Origin of the sequence: Micromonospora humi (genome assembly GCF_900090105.1) — a bacterium.
In the GTDB taxonomy this organism is placed as follows: Bacteria; Actinomycetota; Actinomycetes; order Mycobacteriales; family Micromonosporaceae; genus Micromonospora; species Micromonospora humi.
In genome coordinates, this window is sequence record NZ_FMDM01000017.1 from 44,828 (window position 1) to 63,673 (window position 18,846).

At 74.8% G+C, this 18,846-nt stretch carries 15 protein-coding genes; 10 read left to right on the forward strand and 5 right to left on the reverse strand.

Annotated features, from left to right (window positions below):
• Positions 1–11 precede the first annotated feature (11 nt).
• The 3 genes from GA0070213_RS26595 to GA0070213_RS26605 all read left to right on the forward strand — a co-directional run bounded on the left by GA0070213_RS26595 (position 12) and on the right by GA0070213_RS26605 (position 1,951).
• Positions 12–656 (forward strand): DUF3710 domain-containing protein, encoded by a 645-nt coding sequence (locus tag GA0070213_RS26595; RefSeq protein WP_091070541.1) that lies wholly within the window; start codon positions 12–14, stop codon positions 654–656.
• A 234-nt stretch (positions 657–890) separates the two neighbouring features.
• Positions 891–1,271, forward strand: coding sequence for an OB-fold nucleic acid binding domain-containing protein (locus GA0070213_RS26600; RefSeq protein WP_091070543.1), 381 nt, complete (start codon positions 891–893; stop codon positions 1,269–1,271).
• Entirely contained in the window at positions 1,268–1,951 is a 684-nt protein-coding gene (locus GA0070213_RS26605; RefSeq protein WP_091070547.1) for a DUF3159 domain-containing protein, read from the forward strand. The genes GA0070213_RS26600 and GA0070213_RS26605 overlap by 4 nt, the downstream gene beginning before the upstream one ends.
• A 13-nt stretch (positions 1,952–1,964) precedes the next feature.
• On the opposite strand, the gene GA0070213_RS26610 is transcribed toward GA0070213_RS26605, so the two are convergent.
• Complete coding sequence (locus tag GA0070213_RS26610) at positions 1,965–2,654, reverse strand: potassium channel family protein (RefSeq protein WP_091070549.1); 690 nt, start codon at positions 2,652–2,654, stop codon at positions 1,965–1,967.
• 3 nt (positions 2,655–2,657) lie between these two features.
• A complete protein-coding gene (locus GA0070213_RS26615) occupies positions 2,658–3,323 on the reverse strand; it encodes a potassium channel family protein (protein WP_091070726.1) in 666 nt (221 codons plus the stop codon).
• A gap of 158 nt (positions 3,324–3,481) precedes the next feature.
• Between GA0070213_RS26615 and GA0070213_RS26620 the strand changes: the two genes are divergently transcribed.
• From GA0070213_RS26620 to GA0070213_RS26640, 5 genes are all read left to right on the forward strand, one after another.
• The gene (locus tag GA0070213_RS26620) at positions 3,482–5,530 is read left to right on the forward strand and encodes an APC family permease (protein ID WP_091070728.1); all 2,049 of its coding nucleotides are present in this window, start codon (positions 3,482–3,484) and stop codon (positions 5,528–5,530) included.
• A complete protein-coding gene (locus tag GA0070213_RS26625) occupies positions 5,527–6,765 on the forward strand; it encodes a class I SAM-dependent RNA methyltransferase (RefSeq protein WP_091070551.1) in 1,239 nt (412 codons plus the stop codon). The genes GA0070213_RS26620 and GA0070213_RS26625 overlap by 4 nt, the downstream gene beginning before the upstream one ends.
• Before the next feature lie 13 nt (positions 6,766–6,778).
• A complete protein-coding gene (locus GA0070213_RS26630) occupies positions 6,779–7,939 on the forward strand; it encodes an anhydro-N-acetylmuramic acid kinase (RefSeq protein ID WP_091070553.1) in 1,161 nt (386 codons plus the stop codon).
• Between the two features lie 48 nt (positions 7,940–7,987).
• Positions 7,988–9,931 carry a 1-deoxy-D-xylulose-5-phosphate synthase gene (dxs, locus tag GA0070213_RS26635; RefSeq protein WP_091070556.1) on the forward strand — a complete coding sequence of 648 codons (1,944 nt, stop codon included), beginning with the start codon at positions 7,988–7,990 and terminating at the stop codon, positions 9,929–9,931.
• Between the two features lie 64 nt (positions 9,932–9,995).
• Positions 9,996–10,493 (forward strand): GNAT family N-acetyltransferase, encoded by a 498-nt coding sequence (locus tag GA0070213_RS26640; RefSeq protein WP_091070558.1) that lies wholly within the window; start codon positions 9,996–9,998, stop codon positions 10,491–10,493.
• A 596-nt stretch (positions 10,494–11,089) separates the two neighbouring features.
• Here the strand turns inward: GA0070213_RS26640 and uppS are convergent.
• Both uppS and GA0070213_RS26650 read right to left on the reverse strand, forming a co-directional pair.
• Positions 11,090–11,854, reverse strand: coding sequence for a polyprenyl diphosphate synthase (uppS, locus tag GA0070213_RS26645; protein WP_091070561.1), 765 nt, complete (start codon positions 11,852–11,854; stop codon positions 11,090–11,092).
• Positions 11,851–13,044: a hypothetical protein gene (locus GA0070213_RS26650; RefSeq protein WP_091070564.1), complete on the reverse strand. Its 1,194-nt coding sequence runs from the start codon at positions 13,042–13,044 to the stop codon at positions 11,851–11,853. Before GA0070213_RS26650 ends, uppS begins: the two co-directional genes overlap by 4 nt.
• 144 nt (positions 13,045–13,188) lie before the next feature.
• Here GA0070213_RS26650 and GA0070213_RS26655 point away from each other — a divergent pair, with 144 nt between their 5' ends.
• Both GA0070213_RS26655 and GA0070213_RS26660 read left to right on the forward strand, forming a co-directional pair.
• Positions 13,189–15,108 carry a DUF6311 domain-containing protein gene (locus tag GA0070213_RS26655; protein ID WP_091070567.1) on the forward strand — a complete coding sequence of 640 codons (1,920 nt, stop codon included), beginning with the start codon at positions 13,189–13,191 and terminating at the stop codon, positions 15,106–15,108.
• Positions 15,066–16,862 carry a DUF6311 domain-containing protein gene (locus GA0070213_RS26660; protein ID WP_091070730.1) on the forward strand — a complete coding sequence of 599 codons (1,797 nt, stop codon included), beginning with the start codon at positions 15,066–15,068 and terminating at the stop codon, positions 16,860–16,862. Before GA0070213_RS26655 ends, GA0070213_RS26660 begins: the two co-directional genes overlap by 43 nt.
• 4 nt (positions 16,863–16,866) lie before the next feature.
• Here GA0070213_RS26660 and GA0070213_RS26665 read toward each other — a convergent pair whose 3' ends face one another.
• A complete protein-coding gene (locus tag GA0070213_RS26665) occupies positions 16,867–18,837 on the reverse strand; it encodes a DUF6311 domain-containing protein (RefSeq protein ID WP_425412868.1) in 1,971 nt (656 codons plus the stop codon).
• Positions 18,838–18,846: the final 9 nt, after the last annotated feature.

Genomic DNA, 18,846 nt, shown 5'->3' on the forward strand with positions numbered 1-18,846 from the left:
GGGTGGACGCAGTGATCTTCTCCCGGAAGCGGGCCGACGAGGCGCGGCAGGCGCGTGACAACGGCGCCCTGGCCGCCGAGGAGACCTCGACGGGTCCGGCCCGCGGGCCGTACGACGTCAGCGAGGCGCCCGACGAGCCCCGGCTCGACCTGGGCAGCCTCCAGATCCCGGCGGTGCCGGACGTGGAGGTGCGGGTGCAGGCCGACCCGCAGGGCGTGATCCAGCAGGTGGTGCTGGTGCACGGGCAGAACGCCCTGCAGCTCGGCGTCTTCGCCGCGCCCCGCTCGGACGGCATCTGGGACGAGGTCCGCGAGGAGATCCGCACCTCGCTGGCGAACGACGGCGCCACCGCCGAGGAGGTCGAGGGCGAGCGCGGCCCCGAGCTGCGCGCCCGGGTGCGCACCCCGGACGGCGTGACCGAGCTGCGCTTCGTCGGCATCGACGGGCCGCGTTGGATGGTGCGCGGCGTCTTCCAGGGCCGGGCGGCCACCGACCCGGCCGCCGCCGGCCCGCTCGCCGCCTGCCTGGACGGCCTGGTGGTGGACCGCGGCCAGGAGGCCAAGCCGGTCCGGGAGCCGCTGCCGCTGCGGCTGCCACGCGAGGTCGCCGAGCAGCAGGCCGCGGAGCAGCAGGCCGCGGGCTCGCAGGAGGTCTGAGTCACCGCGTCGGGCCCGGCCCCGTCGGCGCAGGAGCCGGCGGGACCGGGCCCGACACGTGTCCGCCCCCGGCCCGCGGGTCCGCCCCCGGCCGCTGGTGGACCGGCAGGTCGGGCCCGCGACGCGTGCCCGCCGGTGCCCGGCGGTGCCGCCGACGGGCCGGACCGGCGTACGCTGGCCTGACGGTTCCGCCGTCCGCGGAGCCCCGCCGGTGGAGAGGGTGACGCGGAGGTCATGACGACCGACCAGGGCCGGGTGTCGCTGCGGCGGCTCCTGCAACGGCTCACCGCGAGCGAGGCCGAGATCGAGGCGCAGGAGCTGCGCCGGGAGAGCGCCGAGTCCGGTGGCACCCCGACCCACCAGTGCAACCGCGGCCAGGTGGTCTCGGTGGCCGGGCGGCTGCGCACGGTGGTCTACACGCCGCGCACCAACCTGCCCACGCTGGAGGCCGACCTCTACGACGGCAACGACGTGGTCACCCTGGTCTGGCTGGGCCGGCGGCACATCGCCGGGATCGAGCCGGGCCGGCATCTCACCGCGCACGGCCGGGTGGCGGTGCGCGACGACCGCAAGGTGATCTACAACCCGCACTACGAGCTGGAGCCGCCGAAGTGACGACCGGACAGCAGCACACCCCGTCGGGGCTCGACCCGCAGGACGAGGAGCGGCTGCCCAGCATGGCCGAGCAGATGGCCGACCAGCTCGGCGGGTGGCGCGGCCTGGTCGAGTCGAGCATCCCGGTGGTGGTCTTCGTGATCGCCAACGTGGTGGGCGAGCTGCGCCCGGCGGTGATCGCCTCCATCGCGGTGGCGCTGCTGATCGCCGTGCTCCGGTTGGTCCAGCGCAAGCCGGTGCGGCACGCGGTCAACGGCCTGTTCGGTGTCGGCATCGGCGCGGCCATCGCCTGGCGGACGGGCAACGAGCGCGACTTCTACCTGCCGGGCATCCTCTACGGCATCGGCTACGGCCTGGCGTTGCTGCTCTCGGCCGCGATCCGGCAGCCGCTGGTCGGCTGGATCTGGTCGGTACTGGTGGCCAAGGGCCGCTCCGAGTGGCGCGACGACCCCCGGCTGGTGCGCACGTTCACCCAGCTCACCGTGCTCTGGGGCGTGGTGTGGCTGGCCAAGGTCGGCGTGCAGGCCGGGCTCTACCTGGCCCACCAGGACACCGCGCTCGGCGTGGCCCGGCTGGCCCTGGGCTACCCGCCGTACGCGCTGCTGCTGCTGATCACGGTCTGGGTGGTGCGCCGGGTCACCCGGGAGGGCGCCGCCGCCACCCCGCTGCCGGGCGCCTGACCCCGGGCCGGCGTCAGGCGCGTCCGCGCTGCCGTTCGGTGCTCTCCGGGCCGAGGATCACCGCGCGGACCTCGTCCTCCACCTCGGCGGTGCACACGAAGACCAGCTCGTCGCCGGCCTCGATCGGGTCGTCCGGGGTGGGCACCAGCACCCGCTTGCCGCGCAGGATGGCCACCAGCGCCGCGTCCCGGGGGATCGGCACCGCGTGGATCGGCTGCCCGACGTAGGGCGCGGTCGGCGGCAGGGTGATCTCGACCAGGTTCGCCTCGCCCTGCCGGAACGTCATCAGCCGGACCAGGTCGCCGACGGTGACCGCCTCCTCGACCAGCGCCGCCATCACCCGCGGCTTGCTGACCGCCACGTCGACGCCCCACTGCTCGGTGAAGAGCCACTCGTTCTCCGCCCGGTTGACCCGGGCCACCACCCGGGGCACCGCGAACTCGGTCTTGGCCAGCAGCGAGACCACCAGGTTGACCTTGTCGTCGCCGGTGGCCGCCACCACCACGTCGCAGCCGGCCACGTTGGCCTCCTCGAGGCTGGCCAGCTCGCAGGCGTCGGCGAGCACCCAGTCGGCGGTCGGCACCCGGTCGGGCCGCAGCATCTTGGGCTGCCGCTCGATCAGCATCACCTGGTGGCCGTTGTCGATCAGCTCCTGGGCGATCGAGCGGCCCACGTTGCCGGCGCCGGCGATGGCGATCCGCATGGCTCAGTGCCCCCCTTCCGGCGGCGCCGCCGCCACCGACGTGACCGAGGCGGCGATGTCGTCGGTCACCAGCATGAAGACCTGGTCGCCCTCCTGCACCACGGTGGAGGCGGTGGGCAGGGTGCCGATGCCGAACCGGGTCAGGTAGGCCACCCGGGCGCCCGCGGACTCCTCGAGCTGCCGCAGCGACCGGCCGATCCAGTCCTTGTGCACCGGCACCTCGACGATCGACACGGTGCTGGTCAGGTCGCGGAAGATCTCCACGTTGCCCTCGGGGACCAGGTGGCGCAGCATCCGGTCGGCGGTCCACCGGACGGTGGCCACGGTCGGGATGCCGAGGCGCTCGTAGACCTGGGCCCGGCGCTGGTCGTAGATCCGGGCCGCGACCCGGGACACGCCGAACGTCTCCCGGGCCAGCCGGGCCGAGATGATGTTGGAGTTGTCGCCGCTGGAGACCGCGGCGAACGCGTCGGCCCGCTCGATGCCGGCCTCGCGCAGCACCTCGCCGTCGAAGCCCGCGCCGGTGACCGTGATGCCCGCGAAGTCCGGCCCGAGACGGCGGAACGCGTCCGCGTCCTGGTCGATCACCGCCACCGAGTGCCCCCGGGACTCCAGGCTGTGGGCCAGGGTCGACCCGACCCGGCCGCAGCCCATGATCACGACATGCACGGTGTCCGCTCCTCCCACGGTGCCGCCCGCCGACCCGTCCACTGCGAAGCCTGCCACGTCCCCGCCCCCGACGGGGCACCGACCGTACCGTGCGGGCGCGCACGGCGGTGATCAGCCACCCCACCGCCCCGCGCCGGGTGGCCGTACGCTTGTCGGTTGTGGCCAGCCCCACCTCGCTGCTGAAGCGACTCCTCCTCGGTCGACCGTTCCGGTCCGACCGCCTCCAGCACACCCTGCTGCCGAAGCGCATCGCGCTGCCGGTCTTCGCGTCCGACGCGCTCTCGTCCGTGGCGTACGCCCCGGACGAGATCCTGCTGACGCTCTCCATCGCGGGCGCCTCGGCGTTCTTCTTCTCGCCGTGGGTCGCCCTCGCCGTCGTCGTGGTGATGCTGACCGTGGTGGCGAGCTACCGGCAGAACGTGCACGCCTACCCCTCCGGCGGCGGCGACTACGAGGTGGCCACCGTCAACCTGGGGCCGCGCGCCGGCCTCGCGGTGGCCAGCGCGCTGCTCGTCGACTACGTGCTGACCGTCGCGGTGTCGGTCTCCTCCGGGGTGGCCAACCTCGGCTCGGTGGTGCCGTTCGTGGCCACCCACAAGGTGCTCATCGCGGTCAGCGCGGTGGTGCTGCTCACCGCGATCAACCTGCGCGGCCTGCGCGAGTCGGGCACCGCGTTCGCCATCCCCACCTACGGCTTCGTCATCGTCATCGGCGGCATGCTGCTGACCGGCGCGGTACGGATCTTCGTGCTCGGCGACGACCTGCGCGCCCCGAGCGCCGGCCTGGAGATCCACGCCGAGCACAGCGTGACCGGGTTCGCGTTGATCTTCCTGCTGCTGCGGACGTTCTCCTCCGGCTGCGCCGCGCTCACCGGCGTCGAGGCGATCTCCAACGGCGTACCGGCGTTCAAGTCGCCGAAGTCCAAGAACGCGGCGACCACGCTGCTGTTGCTCGGCGGCATCGCGGTCACCATGCTGGTCGGCATCATCCTGCTGGCCCGCAAGACCGGCCTGCAGTTCGTCGAGAGCCCCAGCCAGATCGTCTCCGGCCCGGACGGGTACGTGCAGAAGACGGTGACCGTGCAGCTCGGCGAGACCGTGTTCGGCGGCGGCTCGGTGCTGCTCTACGTCGTCGCCGGGATGACCGCGCTGATCCTGTTCCTGGCGGCGAACACCGCGTTCAACGGCTTCCCGGTGCTCGGCTCGATCCTGGCGCAGGACCGCTACCTGCCCCGCCAGCTGCACACCCGCGGCGACCGGCTGGCGTTCTCCAACGGCATCGTCTTCCTCGCCGTCTCCGCCGTGGTGCTGATCGTCGGCTTCCAGGCCGAGGTGACCCGGCTCATCCAGCTCTACATCGTCGGCGTGTTCGTCTCGTTCACGCTGTCGCAGGCCGGCATGATCCGGCACTGGAACCGGCACCTGCGCAACGAGCGGGACCCGGAGGCGCGCCGCCGGATGGTCCGGTCCCGGGCGATCAACGCGTTCGGCATGGCCATGACCGGCGTGGTGCTGGTCATCGTGCTGGTCACCAAGTTCCTGCTCGGCGCCTGGATCGCGATCGTCGCGATGGCCGTGATGTACGTGGTCATGCTCGGCATCCGCCGCCACTACGACCGGATCTCCGCCGAGCTGGAGCCGACCGAGCAGCGCGGCGTGCTGCCCGCCCGCAACCACGCCATCGTGCTGGTCAGCAAGCTGCACAAGCCGACGCTGCGGGCGGTCGCCTACGCCCGGGCCACCCGGCCGGACACGCTCACCGCGGTCACCGTCAACGTCGACGAGAAGGACACCCGGGACCTGCAGGCCGACTGGGAGCGCCGCGAGCTGCCGGTGCCGCTGACCGTGATCGACTCCCCGTACCGGGAGATCACCCGGCCGATCATCAACTTCGTCGCCTCGGTCCGCCGCGAGTCGCCCCGCGACGTGGTCACCGTCTTCATCCCGGAGTACGTGGTGGGCCGCTGGTGGGAGAACCTGCTGCACAACCAGAGTGCGTTGCGGCTCAAGGGCCGGCTGCTGTTCGAGCCGGGCGTGATGGTGACCAGCGTGCCCTGGCAGCTCGCGTCCACCGCCAGCAAGAACCTGGACCGCCTCGACGCCACGCTCAGCCGGGGCCCGGCCCGCGGCCCCCGGGTCGCGCCGCAGAGCACCCTGCCGCCACCGGTCGGCACCACCGCCTCGGGCGAGCCGGAGGGCCGCTCATGAGCGCGGATCCGCGACCCGGGCTGGCGGAGGCCGAGCGGGTCGAGCTGACCGTCGACGCGGTCGCCCCGGGCGGGCACTGCGTGGCCCGGGTCGGCGGCCAGGTGGTCTTCGTCCGGCACGCCCTGCCGGGCGAGCGGGTGGTGGCCGAGGTGACCGAGCTGCACCGGGGCTTCGCCCGCGCCGACGCGGTGGAGATCCTCGACGCCTCGCCGGACCGGGTCACCCCGCCCTGCCCGTACGCCCGGCCGGGCGCGTGCGGCGGGTGCGACCTCCAGCACGTCGCGCCGGCCGCCCAGCTCGACTGGAAGGCCGCCGTGGTGCGCGAACAGCTCACCCGGCTGGGCGGGCTCACCGACGCCGAGGTGGACGCGCTCGCCGTCCGAGTCGAGGCGCTGCCCGGCGGGTCGCTGGGCTGGCGCTCCCGGGTCCGCTACGCGGTCGACGCCGCCGGCCGGGCCGGGCTGCTCAAGCACCGCTCGCACGAGGTGGTGCCGATCGACCGCTGCCTGATCGCCCACCCGGCGATCCAGGAGCTGCCGGTGCTCCCGGTCACCGGCGCCCGCTGGCCGGACGCCGACGCGGTGGAGACGGTCGCCAGCAGCGGCGGGGACGTCGCCGTGGTCGCGTACGCCGACGGGGTGGCGACCGGGGTGAGCGGGCCGGAGCGGGTCCGGGAGACGGCGGCCGGGCGGTCGTTCACGCTGCCCGCCGCCGGCTTCTGGCAGGTGCATCCGGCCGCCGCGGACGCCCTGGTCGACGCCGTGCTCGACCTGGTGGACCCGAAGCCGGGCGAGACCGCGTGGGACCTCTACGGCGGGGCCGGGCTGTTCGCCGCCGCGCTGGCCGGGCGGGTCGACGGGTCCCGGGTGACAGTGGTCGAGTCGGCCCCGGACGGGGTGGCCGCGGCCCGGACGAACCTGGCCGACCTGTCCGGCGTCGAGGTGGTCGCGGCCCGGGTGGAGACCGCGCTGGCCCGCCGCCGGATCACCGGCCCGGTCGACCTGGTGGTGCTCGACCCGCCGCGTTCGGGCGCCGGCGCGGCGGTGGTGCGCGGCGTGGTGACCGCGAGCCCGCGTGCGGTGGCCTACGTGGCCTGCGACCCGGCCGCGTTCGCCCGGGACGTGCGGACGTTCGCCGAGACGGGCTGGCGGCTGACCGGGCTGCGCGGGTTCGACCTGTTCCCGATGACCCAGCACGTCGAGCTGGTCGGCCTGTTCCTGCCCCCGGCACAGTGACTAGCCTGGCCCGATGAAGATCGTCGGGTTGATGTCGGGGACGTCGTACGACGGGGTGGACGTCGCGGCCGGCGAGTTCACCCTCGACGGGGACACGCTGCGGCTGCGGCCGCTCGGTCACCGCGAGCTGGCCTACCCGGACGACCTGCGGGAGCGGATCGGCGCGTTGCTGCCGCCGGCGGCCACCACGATCGAGGCGGTCTGCCGGCTGGACAACCGCCTCGGCGAGGTGTTCGCCGAGGCGGCTTCCGTCGGCGTCGAGCTGGCCGGCGGCGCGGCCGACGCGGTCGTGTCGCACGGGCAGACCGTCTTCCACTGGGTCGACGGCGGCCGGGTGCGCGGCACGCTCCAGCTCGGCGCGCCGGCCCGGGTGGCCGCGCGGGTGGGCGTACCGGTGCTGCACGACCTGCGCTCGGCGGACGTGGCGGCCGGCGGGCAGGGCGCGCCGCTGGTCCCGGCGTTCGACGCGCTGCTGCTCGACGCCGGCACCTCCCCGCGCGCGGCGCTGAACCTCGGCGGGATCGCGAACCTCACCGTGGTCGCGCCCGGGGCGCCGGTCCTCGGGTACGACGTGGGCCCGGCCAACGCGCTGCTGGACGCCGCCGCCCGTCGGTTCCTGGGTCGGCCCTGCGACGTCGACGGGGCGCGGGCCGCCGCCGGCCGGGTGCACGGGGCGCTGCTGGCCCGGCTGCTCGCCGAGCCCTACTACGCCGCACCGCCACCCAGGTCGACGGGGAAGGAGCTGTTCCACGCCGGCTACCTGGACGCCGCGCTGGGCGCCCTGGGCGAGCCGGTGGCCGCCGACGACGTGCTGGCCACGCTCACCGAGCTGACCGCCCGCACGGTCGCCGACGCCTGCGACCGGCACCGGGTGACCGAGGTGGTGGCCGCCGGCGGGGGAGTGCGTAATCCCACACTTCGGGCACGGCTGGCCGCGCTCGGGGCGGGTCGCTGGCGGCTGCGCACCACCGACGAGCTGGGCGTGCCGGCGCAGGCCAAGGAGGCGTACGCGTTCGCGCTGCTGGGCTGGCTGAGCTGGCACGGGCTGCCCGGCGCGGTGCCCTCGGTGACCGGCGCGACCCGGGCCGCCGTGCTCGGCTCCTGGACCCCGGCCGGCCCTCCGTTCGGGGCGCCGACCCCGGCACCGCCGCGCCGGCTGGTGGTGGCCTCCTGATCCACGGCTCGGCTGCGGACTGTGCCACGGCCGATAGACTCTCCGGTCATGAGTGTTGAAGAGGGCACGGCCAACCACGGTCGGCTGCTGGGCGCCGTCCGCGGCCCGCAGGACGTGAAGCGGATGACCGCCGAGCAACTGGACATCCTCGCCGCCGAGATCCGGGACTTCCTGATCGCGAAGGTCTCCCGCACCGGCGGGCACATCGGCCCCAACCTCGGCGTCGTCGAGCTGACGCTGGCCATGCACCGGGTGTTCGACTCTCCGCGCGACCGGCTCCTCTTCGACACCGGCCACCAGGCGTACGTGCACAAGATCCTCACCGGCCGGCAGGAGGGCTTCGACAAGCTCCGCCAGCGCGGTGGCCTCTCCGGCTACCCCAGCCAGGCGGAGAGCGAGCACGACCTGATCGAGAACTCGCACGCCTCCACCGCCCTGTCCTACGCCGACGGCCTGGCCAAGGCGTACGCGCTGCGCGGCGAGAAGCGGTCCGTGGTGGCCGTGGTCGGCGACGGCGCGCTCACCGGCGGCATGTGCTGGGAGGCGCTGAACAACATCGCCACCGCCGGCAACCCGCTGGTCATCGTGGTCAACGACAACGGCCGGTCCTACTCGCCGACCATCGGCGGTCTCGCCGACCACCTGTCGTCGCTGCGGCTCAACCCCGGCTACGAGAAGGTGCTCGACACCGTCAAGGACGCGCTGGGCAACACGCCGTTCGTCGGCAAGCCGATGTTCGAGGTGCTGCACGCGGTCAAGAAGGGCATCAAGGACGCGGTCGCCCCGCAGGCCATGTTCGAGGACCTCGGCATCAAATACGTGGGCCCGGTCGACGGCCACGACGTGCCGGCGGTCGAGGCGGCGCTGCGCGCGGCGAAGAACTTCGGCGGCCCGGTGATCGTGCACGCGGTCACCCGCAAGGGCTACGGCTACCGCCCCGCCGAGGACGACGAGGCGGACTGCCTGCACGGTCCCGGCGCCTTCGACGTGGAGACCGGCCAGCTGGTCGCCGCGCCGTCGGTGAAGTGGACCCACGTCTTCGCGAACGAGCTGGTGACCATCGCCGACGAGCGCCCCGACGTGGTGGGCATCACCGCCGCCATGGCCGAGCCGACCGGCATCGCCACGCTGGCCCGCAAGTACCCGGAGCGGGTCTACGACGTGGGCATCGCCGAGCAGCACGCGGCCACCTCCGCCGCCGGCCTGGCCATGGGCGGCCTGCACCCGGTGGTCGCGGTCTACGCCACGTTCCTCAACCGCGCCTTCGACCAGGTCCTGCTGGACGTGGCGATGCACAAGCTGCCGGTCACGTTCGTGCTGGACCGGGCCGGCATCACCGGCCCGGACGGGCCCAGCCACTACGGCATCTGGGACATGTCCGTCTTCGGCGTGGTGCCCGGCCTGCGCATCGCCGCGCCCCGCGACTCGGCCACGCTGCGCGAGGAGCTGCGCGAGGCGATCGCCGTCGACGACGGCCCGACCATCCTGCGCTTCCCGACCGGCACCGTCGCCGCCGACCTGCCGGCCGTGCGCCGGGTCGGCCCGGTCGACGTACTGGCCGAGTCGGCGCGTACCGACGTGCTGCTGGTCGCGGTCGGCTCGTTCGCCGGCCTCGGCATGGAGGTCGCCGCCCGGGTCGCCGAGCAGGGCTACGGCGTCACCGTGGTCGACCCGCGCTGGGTCCGCCCGGTCCCCGCCGAGCTGGTCGAGCTGGCCGCCGGGCACCGCCTCGTGGTCACCGTCGAGGACGGCGTGCGGGTCGGCGGCGTGGGCTCCGCGCTGGCCCAGGCGATGCGGGACGCCGACGTCCGCGTGCCGGTGCGCGACCTGGGCGTACCGGCCGACTGGCACCCGCACGGCAGCCGCGCGCAGATCCTGTCCGACCTGGGGCTGACCGCGCAGGACGTGGCCCGCGACGTCACCGGCTGGATCTCCGGCCTGGACGCCGCCCCGGTCGACCCGGCCACCGACGGGGCCGCCGCGCAGAACTGATCCGGCTACGGTGCACGGGCGGTCCCGCTGTCGCGGGGCCGCCCGCTCCCTGCCCGGAGGCGTGATGGATGTTCGTGCGGCCGGCCCGGCCGACCTGGACCGCATCGTCGACCTGCACACCCGTGCCCGGATCGCCTACTACGGCGAGGGCGGTCTGCCCGTCGGGGAGATCGTCACCCCGGAGCTGGCCCGGGAGCAGCGCGCCGGATGGATGGCGGCGATCGACGCGCCCCACAAGCACGTCCGCTGCGCCACCGTGGACGGTGTGCTGGTCGGCCTGCTGGCCATGGGTCCGCCGCACACGCCGGAGACGAACGCCGCCCAGCTCTACCAGATCCACGTCGACCCGGACCGGTGGGGCCGGGGCATCGGTGGCACCCTGCACGGCCTGTTCCTACGCCACCTGGAGACCGAAGGGCTCTCCGTGGGCCTGCTGGAGGTGTGGGAGCGGAACACCCGGGCCCGCGCCTTCTACACCCGACACGGCTGGCACCTGGACGGCACCACCCGCCCCGGCCCCGCCGACGCCCCCTATCTCGGCATGCGCCGCTCCGCTCCCTGACCGGCCGGTCGAGCCCCGACCCGCGGTCCCGAGCCGCTGTTCCCGGCCGCCGGCCGCGCCTCGCGCCCGTGCCCGTGCCCGTGCCCGTGCCCGTGCCCCGCGCCCGTGCCCCGTGCCCCGCGCCCGTGCCCCGTGCCCCGCGCCCGTGCCCCGTGCCCCGCGCCCGTGCCCCGTGCCCCGCGCCCGTGCCCCGTGCCCCGCGCCCGCGCCCCGTGCCCCGCGCCCGCGCCCCGTGCCCCGCGCCCGCGCCCCGGGCCCGCGTGTCCCGGGCCGGCCTACGCGTCTCCACCGCTCGGGCTCAGGCCGAGGCCCTCGATCGTGGACTTATGGCGCCCGTGATGTCCATTACCCCCGACTCCACAGGCACCACAACCCCACGATCGCGTCGCGCGACCTTCGACGGGCGACGATCTCGTCGATCATGAGGTTGGCCGGGGCCTGCCGTCCGATTTGTCGCCGCCAACTTCATGATCGACGCTTCCTGGCCGGGTGAGGCTTGGTGATCAAGGAGTTTGGGGGCTGGGGAGTGCGGGATCGTGACGCGAAGTCCTTGGGCGGGGCGGGGGCGGGGGCGGGGGCGGGGCGGGGGTGGGGGGTCAGGGGCGGGTGGTGTAGGTGCGGAGGGCTCGGAGGAAGTCGAGTTTGCGGAAGCCGGGCCAGTAGACGTCGCAGAAGTACAGTTCCGAGTGGACGGCCTGCCAGAGCAGGAAGCCGGACATCCGCCGCTCGCCGCTGGTGCGGATGACCAGGTCGGGATGCGGCCGGCTGCCGGTGTAGAGGTGGGCGCCGATGGCCTCCTCGGTGAGGTGGTCGGCCACCTCGCGGAGCGTGACGCCGTTCTCCGCCGCCTCGTGCAGGAGGTTCCGGACCGCGTCGGTGATCTCCACGCGGCCGTCGTAGCCGATCGCGACGGTGAGGTGGAAGCCCCGGTCCCGGTCGCGGGTGGCGTCCTCGGCCAGCTTCAGCGCGTGTCGGGTCGATTCGGGCAGGACCTCGGTGCGGCCGGCCACGTGCAGCCGCCACGGGCTGTCCGGTCGGAGCAGCGGCTCGGCGATCACCTCCTCGACCAGCCGCATCAGGTGGGCCACCTCGCCGGATTCACGCTTGCGCACGTTGTCGACGGACGCGACGAACAGGGTGATCTGGCGGATCCCCAGCTCGGCACACCAGCCGGCCACCTCGTGCAGGTGCGCGGCGCCGTACCGGTGGCCCACCGACGGGTCGTCGAAGCCCATCTGCCGGGCCCACCGGCGGTTGCCGTCCATCACCATCGCCACGTGCCGGGGCAGTGCCGCGCCGACGAGCCGCGCCCGCAGGCGGCGGGCGTGCAGCCGGCGAACCAGGTCGGTCAGCACGGTCACCGGGGGGAGGAGAGGGAGCGGTACCAGGTCTTCTCGGTGCCGGCCAGGCTGAACGTCTGCTTGCCGTCGGTCTGCTCGACCACCACCAGGCCCGGGCGGTCGACCAGGCGGGTGGTGCCCGGCGGGGCGGCGAAGGAGGCGTCCCGGGTCCGCCAGGACAGCACCGCGAGCGACTGCCCCGGCAACGGCAGGTGATAGGCCTGCAACGTGGTGGAGCGGTCGGCGGGGGAGACCACCGGGGTGCCGCCACCGGCCGGGCGGTAGAGCACCGCGGTCATCGTCCCGCTCGGGGTCTCCCAGGTCAGCTGCTCCAGGTCGCCCGGCTCCCCGCCACCGAGGGCCACCGAACCCAGCGACCGGGTCGCGATCTTCGCCATCGGCCAGGACTCCGGTGCGGAGCGAGGCGCCTCGCGGTCGCCGATGCGGCGCGGCGCACTGCCGAACGGGCCCCGCTCACCGGCCAGCACGCAGGTGTCCAGGCCGGTCAGGGCACGCTTGCCGGCGCCGGTCTCGTCGCGAACCAGCGGGTAGCGGGGCGCCTCGGTCGCCGTACCCAGGTCGAGGACGCGGTCGGCGGCCCGGCCGCGCGGCAGCGACGGCGTGGGCCGCAGCGTCGCGGTCAGCTCGACGGCCCGGCAGGCCGGCACGGCGACCGGCTCGGTGACGCCGTCGCCGCCGGCCACCGCCCTGCCGTCCGGACCGAGCAGGCGCTCCACCCGGGCGGAGGTGAGGTAGCGGCGGCCGGTGGGCTCCCGCACCGGCAGCACGTCGGAGTAGACCAGGTAGCCGGGTTCGGTGTACTCGGTGGCGTGGGCCACCCGCCACCGCTGCCCGTCCCGGTCGAGCTGCAGCAGCCAGGAGGTGGAATCCCCGGGCACGTCGGCGGCGACCAGTGCCAGCGGGGCGCCGCCGACCTGGCCGGAGAAGAGGATGCCGGAGGAGGGCAGGTGCGCGCGGTCGTCCACCGGCGAGCGCCAGCCCCGCACCGCGGCGGTGATCGCGGCGGTCGCGGCGGCGTCCTTGGCCAGGCTGCCGCGCGGCGGCCAGACCGCCAACGTGCCGTCCAGGCTGTCGTAGCCGACCCGCAGGTCCGCCGGCTGCCGCTCGGCGACCGGCCCACAACCGACTGTGACCAGGAGCAACGCGGCCAGCGCGGTGCCCGGCACAGCGCCTCGGCGGGCTGAAGCCACCCTGATCCCCTCGCCGGTCGTCGGTCGGAAGCCCACATGGTACGAGACGGCCCGGCACCCGGGCGCGCCCGGCTCTCCCTCTCGTCGCGGAACGTGACGCGCGATTCGTGGGTCAATATCCGGCTCCGGTAGACTCCGCCGACTGTGACGCCTGCCGAGACCCGCGGCGCCTCGACGCCGGCCGCCGACGCCCCGACGGGCTCCCGATCCGTCACCCTCGATCCACCGCCGGTCACTCGCCGTGAACCTCCGGCCGAGCCGCGCGAGCCCGCGGTCCCCACCACCGAACCCGTCGCGCCGGCCGCGCGCCGCCGGTGGCGCTGGCGGTGGACCCGCCGGCGCATCGACCTGGTGGTGTACGCCGGCTTCCTGCTCGCCGCGATCTGGGTGACCAGCGGCATCTGGGCCGACCCGGCCGGCCGGGTGGCCGCGCTCTACAGCAGCGACCCCGCGCAGGTGCAGTTCTTCCTGGCCCACTCGGTGCGGGTGGTGCTGCACGGCGAGTTCCCGTTCTTCACCGAGCAGTTCAACTACCCCGACGGGGTCAACCTGATGGCGAACACCGCCATCCTGGCGCTCGGCATCCCGATGGTGCCGGTGACCCTCCTGTTCGGACCGGCGGTCTCCTTCGTCGCGCTGGTCACGATCGGCCTGGCCGGCACCGCCGCCGCCTGGTACCGGGTGCTCTCCCGACACCTGGTCCGGCACCGGCCGGCCGCCGCGGTCGGCGCCTGGTTCTGCGGGTTCTCCCCGGCCATGCTGTCGCACGCCAACTGGCACCCGAACATCATCAGCCAGTTCCTGCTGCCGTTCATCGTCTGGCGGGTGCTGGTGCTGACCCGGTCGGCCCGGCCGGTGCGCGACGGCGCGCTGCTCGCCCTGCTGGTGGTCGTGCAGGCGTTCATCAACGAGGAGATCCTGCTCTTCACCGCGCTGGCCCTGGGCGTGTTCCTGCTCGCCGTGCTGGTGCAGCAGCGCGAGCGGTGGGCCGCCGCGTGGCGCCCGCTCGGCGTCGGGCTGGCGGTCTGCGCGGTGCTGGCCGGCGCGCTGCTGGCGTACCCGCTCTGGGTGCAGTTCGCCGGGCCGATGGCCTACCACGGACTCAGCGACGCGGTACGCGACTACGGCAACGACATCGCCGCGTTCGTCGCCCCCGGCTCGCCCACGTTCGGCGGCAACGAGCGGGCCAACGTCAACCTCGCCCCGAACTACTCCGAGGAGAACGCCTTCTTCGGCTGGAGCCTGTCGCTGCTGGCCGTGGGCATCGTCGTCTGGCTGCGTCGGGACGTGATGGTCCGGGCGCTCGCCGCGACCGGCCTGTTCTTCGCGGTGCTCTCCCTCGGCGAGCGGATCTCCTGGTGGGACCGGGACCTGGCCGCCGGCCCGTGGGAGCTGCTGGTGCGGCTGCCGCTGCTGGACGCCGTGGTGCCGACCCGGTTCGGCCTGATCACCAGCGTGACCGTCGCGGTGCTGCTGGCGTACGCGGTGCGCAGCGCCTGGGTGTTGCGCGGCGTGGAGCGTCGCACCGCGCGGACGCTGACCGCCGCGGGCCTGGTCTTCGCGCTGCTGCCGATCGCGCCCATGCCGTTGCGGGTCACCACCCGCCCGCCGGTGCCGGAGTTCATCACCGCCGACCGGTGGCGGCAGTACGTCGGACCGGACCAGACCCTGGTGTCCGTGCCGGTGCCCGCGATGGGCAACACCGACCCGATGCGCTGGGCGGCCAGCACCGACCTCGACTTCAAGATTCCCGGCGGCTACTTCCTCGCCCCGCGCAACGGCGTCACCGGCGACCCGGGCCGCTTCGGCGGCCGACGCAGCGGCATCGGCGAGGTGCTGGCCGACGTGGCGTCGACCGGGCGTACCCCGAAGCTCGACGACCGGCAGCGCCGCCGCTTCCTCGACGAGCTGCGGCACTGGAACGCGGCGGTGGTGGTGCTGCCGGTGGACGAGCAGAATGCCGAGCCGCTGCGTCGCACCGTGGAGCAGCTGGTCGGGCCCGCCCGGCAGGAGCTGGACGTGTGGGTGTGGGACGTCCGGACACTGACCGGCCGGTCCGCCTGACGACCGCGGCGGCGGTCCGCCCGGTCACGGCCCGCCCGGCCCCCGAGCCCCGGTGGCGCCCGGTCGACGCGCTGGTGGTGGCCGGCTATGTCGCGCTGGCCGTGCTGCTCACCGCCGACCAGTGGCGCCGGCCGGACCGGCTGTTCCACCAGGCCGGCGACCAGATGCTGTTCGAGTGGATGCTGGCCCGGGCCGCCCGCGCGGTCACCGGTGGCGAGAACCCGCTGCACAGCGCCGCGCTGAACGTGCCGCACGGGGTGAACCTGATGGCCAACACCTCGGTGCTCGGGCTGGGCGTGCCGCTCACCCCGGTGACCGTGGCGTTCGGCTCCCAGGTGGCCTTCCTGGTCGCCGTGGCGCTCAGCCTCGCCGGCACCGCCACCGCCTGGTACGCGCTGCTCGCCCGCCGGCTGGTCCGCTCCCGGGCCGCCGCCGCGGTGGGCGGGCTCTGCTGCGGCTTCGCCCCCGGGATGGTGGCGCAGGCCGGCGCGCACCTGCACATGGCCGCCCAGTTCCTGGTCCCGGTGATCCTCGCGCTGGTGTTCCGGCCGGCCACCGACCGGGTACGCCGCGACGGCGTGCTGCTCGGGCTGGCGGTCGCCTACCAGGTGTTCCTCGGCGAGGAGGTGCTGGTCTTCCTGGCGCTGGCCGCCGGCGTGCTGGCCGGGGCGTACGCGCTGGCCGACCGGGCCGCGGCGCGCCGGCTGGCGCCCGTGGTGGCGCGCCGGCTGGGCGTCGGCGCGGCGGTGGCCGGCGTGCTGCTGGCGTACCCGCTGTGGTTCCAGTTCTTCGGGCCGGGCCACTACACCGGGATGCCGTTCCACACCCGCGGCTACCGGCTGGACCTGGCCTCGTTCACCGCCGCCGCCCGGCAGACCGTGGCCGGGGACGGCCACCGCGCCGGGCTGCTCTCGCCGAACCCGACCGAGCAGAACTCGTTCTTCGGGCCGTTCCTGCCGCTGCTGGCGCTGCTCGTGGTGGTGCGGCTGTGGCGCCGGCCGCTGGTGCGCGCGCTGGCCGCCTGCGGGCTGCTGTTCGCGGCGCTCTCGCTCGGCGCCACGGTGGTGGTGAACCGGCACGACACCGGGCTGCCCGGCCCGTACCGGCTGCTCGCCGGCGTGCCGCTGCTCGACCTGGTGGTGCCGGCGCGGTTCGCGCTGGTCTGCGTACCGGTGGCCGGGGTGCTGCTGGCGCTGGCCGTGGACCGGGTGCGGCGCGGCGCCGTCCGCGCCTGGGCGCCGTGGGCCGGCGCGGTCGCCGCCGCGCTGCTGCCGCTCGCGCCCACCCCGATCCGCACCGTGCCGGTCACGCCGGTGCCGGCCGTGGTGGCCGGCGGCGGCTGGCGGGCGTACGTCCCGCCGGGCCGGACGCTGGTGCCGGTCCCGCCGGTCACCGGCGCGGCCGCCAGCCCGGCCATGTTCTGGTCGGCGCGCACCGGGCTCGCGTTCGACGCGCCGGGTGGCTACTTCATCGGACCGCGCTCGGCCACCGACCCGACCGCCCGGTGGGGCGCGCCGGACCGGCCCACCGCGCTGCTGCTGCGCCGGGCCGCCGAGACCGGTCAGGTGCCGCCGGTCGGCGACGCGGAGCGCCGGCAGGCGGTGGCGGACCTCCGGCACTGGCGGGCGGCGGCGCTGGTGCAGGCCGACTCGTCGCCGGCCGACCCGGTGCGGGCCACCGTGGACGCCCTGGTCGGGCCCGGCCGGGACGTCGCCGGCGGGCACCTGTGGGACGTCCGCCCCCTGCTCGGCTGACGCCCTACACGCGGTCGCGGACGTCCCAGAGCCACACGTCGTCGACCCGCTGCGCGGGGCCGAGCAGCGCGGTCATCAGGTCGCGCAGCACCGCCTCGCGCGGGTTCGCGCCGAGCACCACCACCGACGCCCGCCAGAAGCGCAGGTCCTCGATCGCCTGACGGCGGTTCTCGGGGGTGATCTCGGGGACCTCGTCGGCGTCCATGGTGGAGTAGATCAGCGTGCTGGTCGGGCGGTTCGGCGCGCCGAAGACACCCTCGCCGGCGGCGTTGGGGCCGATGAAGTAGCCGGCCGGGATCGGGAACTCCTGCGCGGTCAGCGCGCTCCAGCGCAGCGTCGGCAGCCCGTGCACGTTGCTGGGGATCGGCACCGGCACCAGCGTCCGGCCGGCCGGCACGTAGGGCCGCCAGCCGCCGGCGGTGATGAAGTGCGGCGGCGGGTCGATCCGCTGCGCCGGCAGCGGGCGCGGGAACAGCGGCAGCAGGGCGGCCACGATCGCGGCGTACCCGACCAGGCGCACCGCCCGCCGTCGGCCCGTCGCGGCCCGGTCCCCGTCGCGCGCGCCGGTCGTGCCGTCCGCGTCGGCCGTGCCGTCGGGGTCGGCGTCGTGAGCGCCGGAGCGGGGCGCGGGCACCGTCGGCCGGGCGGTGCGGGCCAGCGTGTCCCAGGCCAGCGCCAACAGCACGCCGATCGCGCCCACCACCACCAGGCTCAGCCGGGTCGGCATCATCATCTCGACCAGCGGCAGGTCGTCCGGCACGTACGCCCACGGCCCGGCCACGTCGGTCTCCGCGCCGTCGAAGCGCACCACCGGACCGATCGAGGCGACGGTGAAGAGGACCACCAGCACGGCCAGGATCCGGGCCGGCACCGAGCGGCGGACCAGCAGCACCAGCGCGACCAGCGCGACGAGCACCAGCGGCCAGCCGAACCAGGTGTTCTGCTCGGTCAGCCCGATGGTCTTCTCCACCGCCTCGTCCCCGGCGACGGTGTCCCGGGCGAAGGTGACGAAGGCCATCAGGTCCTCGCCCCAGTTGTGGAAGACCCCGCCCTGCAACCCCCGGTAGGACTGCGGGCCGTTGAACTGGAACCAGATCGGGTACGCGGTGAGCAGCAACGCCACCCCGCCACCGACCCCGATCGCGGCGAGGAACGCCCCGGCCCGCTCCCGGGCCGCGCGCGGCCGCTGCACCACGTACGCCACCACGACGACCAGGCAGGCCAGCGCGGTGAGCAGCAGCATCTCCTCGTTGACGAAGATCTGGTACGCCACCAGCAGCCCGAGCGCCAGGCCGTTGCGCCGCCAGCGGCCCGGCTCGCCGAGGCGCAGCACCCGGGCCACGATCAGTGGGAGCAGGAAGTTCGACACGAAGTTCGGCTGCCCGTTGGCGTGGTGCACGATGCCCGGCGCGAAACCGAGGAACGCGCCACCGACGAACGCCGCCGCCCGGGAGCGGACCAGGTGCCGCGACAGCGCCCAGTAGGACGTGGCGGCGGTCGCCGACAGCGCCGCGCCCAGGTAGAGCGCGTACATCACCTGTGGGCCGAGCAGCATGGTCAGCGGCGCCAGCGGCAGCGTCACCCCGAGCAGCGAGGTGTTCGCCATCATGTTCACCCCGTCCGGCGCGTTCTGCCGGGCGGTGAAGAGCGGGTTCTCCAGGTGCCGCACCGAGTACGCGCCGTGCGCGAACAGCCACTCGAACCAGCTGTGGTCGGTCGGCAGGTGCGACGACACCCGGTGCTGCACGTCGCCCCAGTAGTTGAGGCAGACGAGAACACCGAGCAACGCATAGGCTCCGATGGCCAGCACGTCGGCGCGAGCCGGTCGGCGACGGGGCCGTCGTGGCGGATCCGCCACGACGGCGTCCACCTCGACGGACGAGGAGTTCAGAGGGGGATCCACCACCGGCACGGCCACGACGGGCCATCGTACAGGCGGCTCGGCCTCGGTCCGGTCACGGTCGGGCGGCGGCACGGCGGCGCG

Excerpts from the sequence above, each read along its gene's own strand:
- GA0070213_RS26600 (WP_091070543.1), top strand. The coding sequence starts at position 891 with ATGACGACCGACCAGGGCCGGGTGTCGCTGCGGCGGCTCCTGCAACGG.
- GA0070213_RS26610 (WP_091070549.1), bottom strand. The coding sequence starts at position 2,654 with ATGCGGATCGCCATCGCCGGCGCCGGCAACGTGGGCCGCTCGATCGCC.
- GA0070213_RS26625 (WP_091070551.1), top strand. The coding sequence starts at position 5,527 with ATGAGCGCGGATCCGCGACCCGGGCTGGCGGAGGCCGAGCGGGTCGAG.
- GA0070213_RS26630 (WP_091070553.1), top strand. The coding sequence starts at position 6,779 with ATGAAGATCGTCGGGTTGATGTCGGGGACGTCGTACGACGGGGTGGAC.
- dxs (WP_091070556.1), top strand. The coding sequence starts at position 7,988 with ATGAGTGTTGAAGAGGGCACGGCCAACCACGGTCGGCTGCTGGGCGCC.
- GA0070213_RS26640 (WP_091070558.1), top strand. The coding sequence starts at position 9,996 with ATGGATGTTCGTGCGGCCGGCCCGGCCGACCTGGACCGCATCGTCGAC.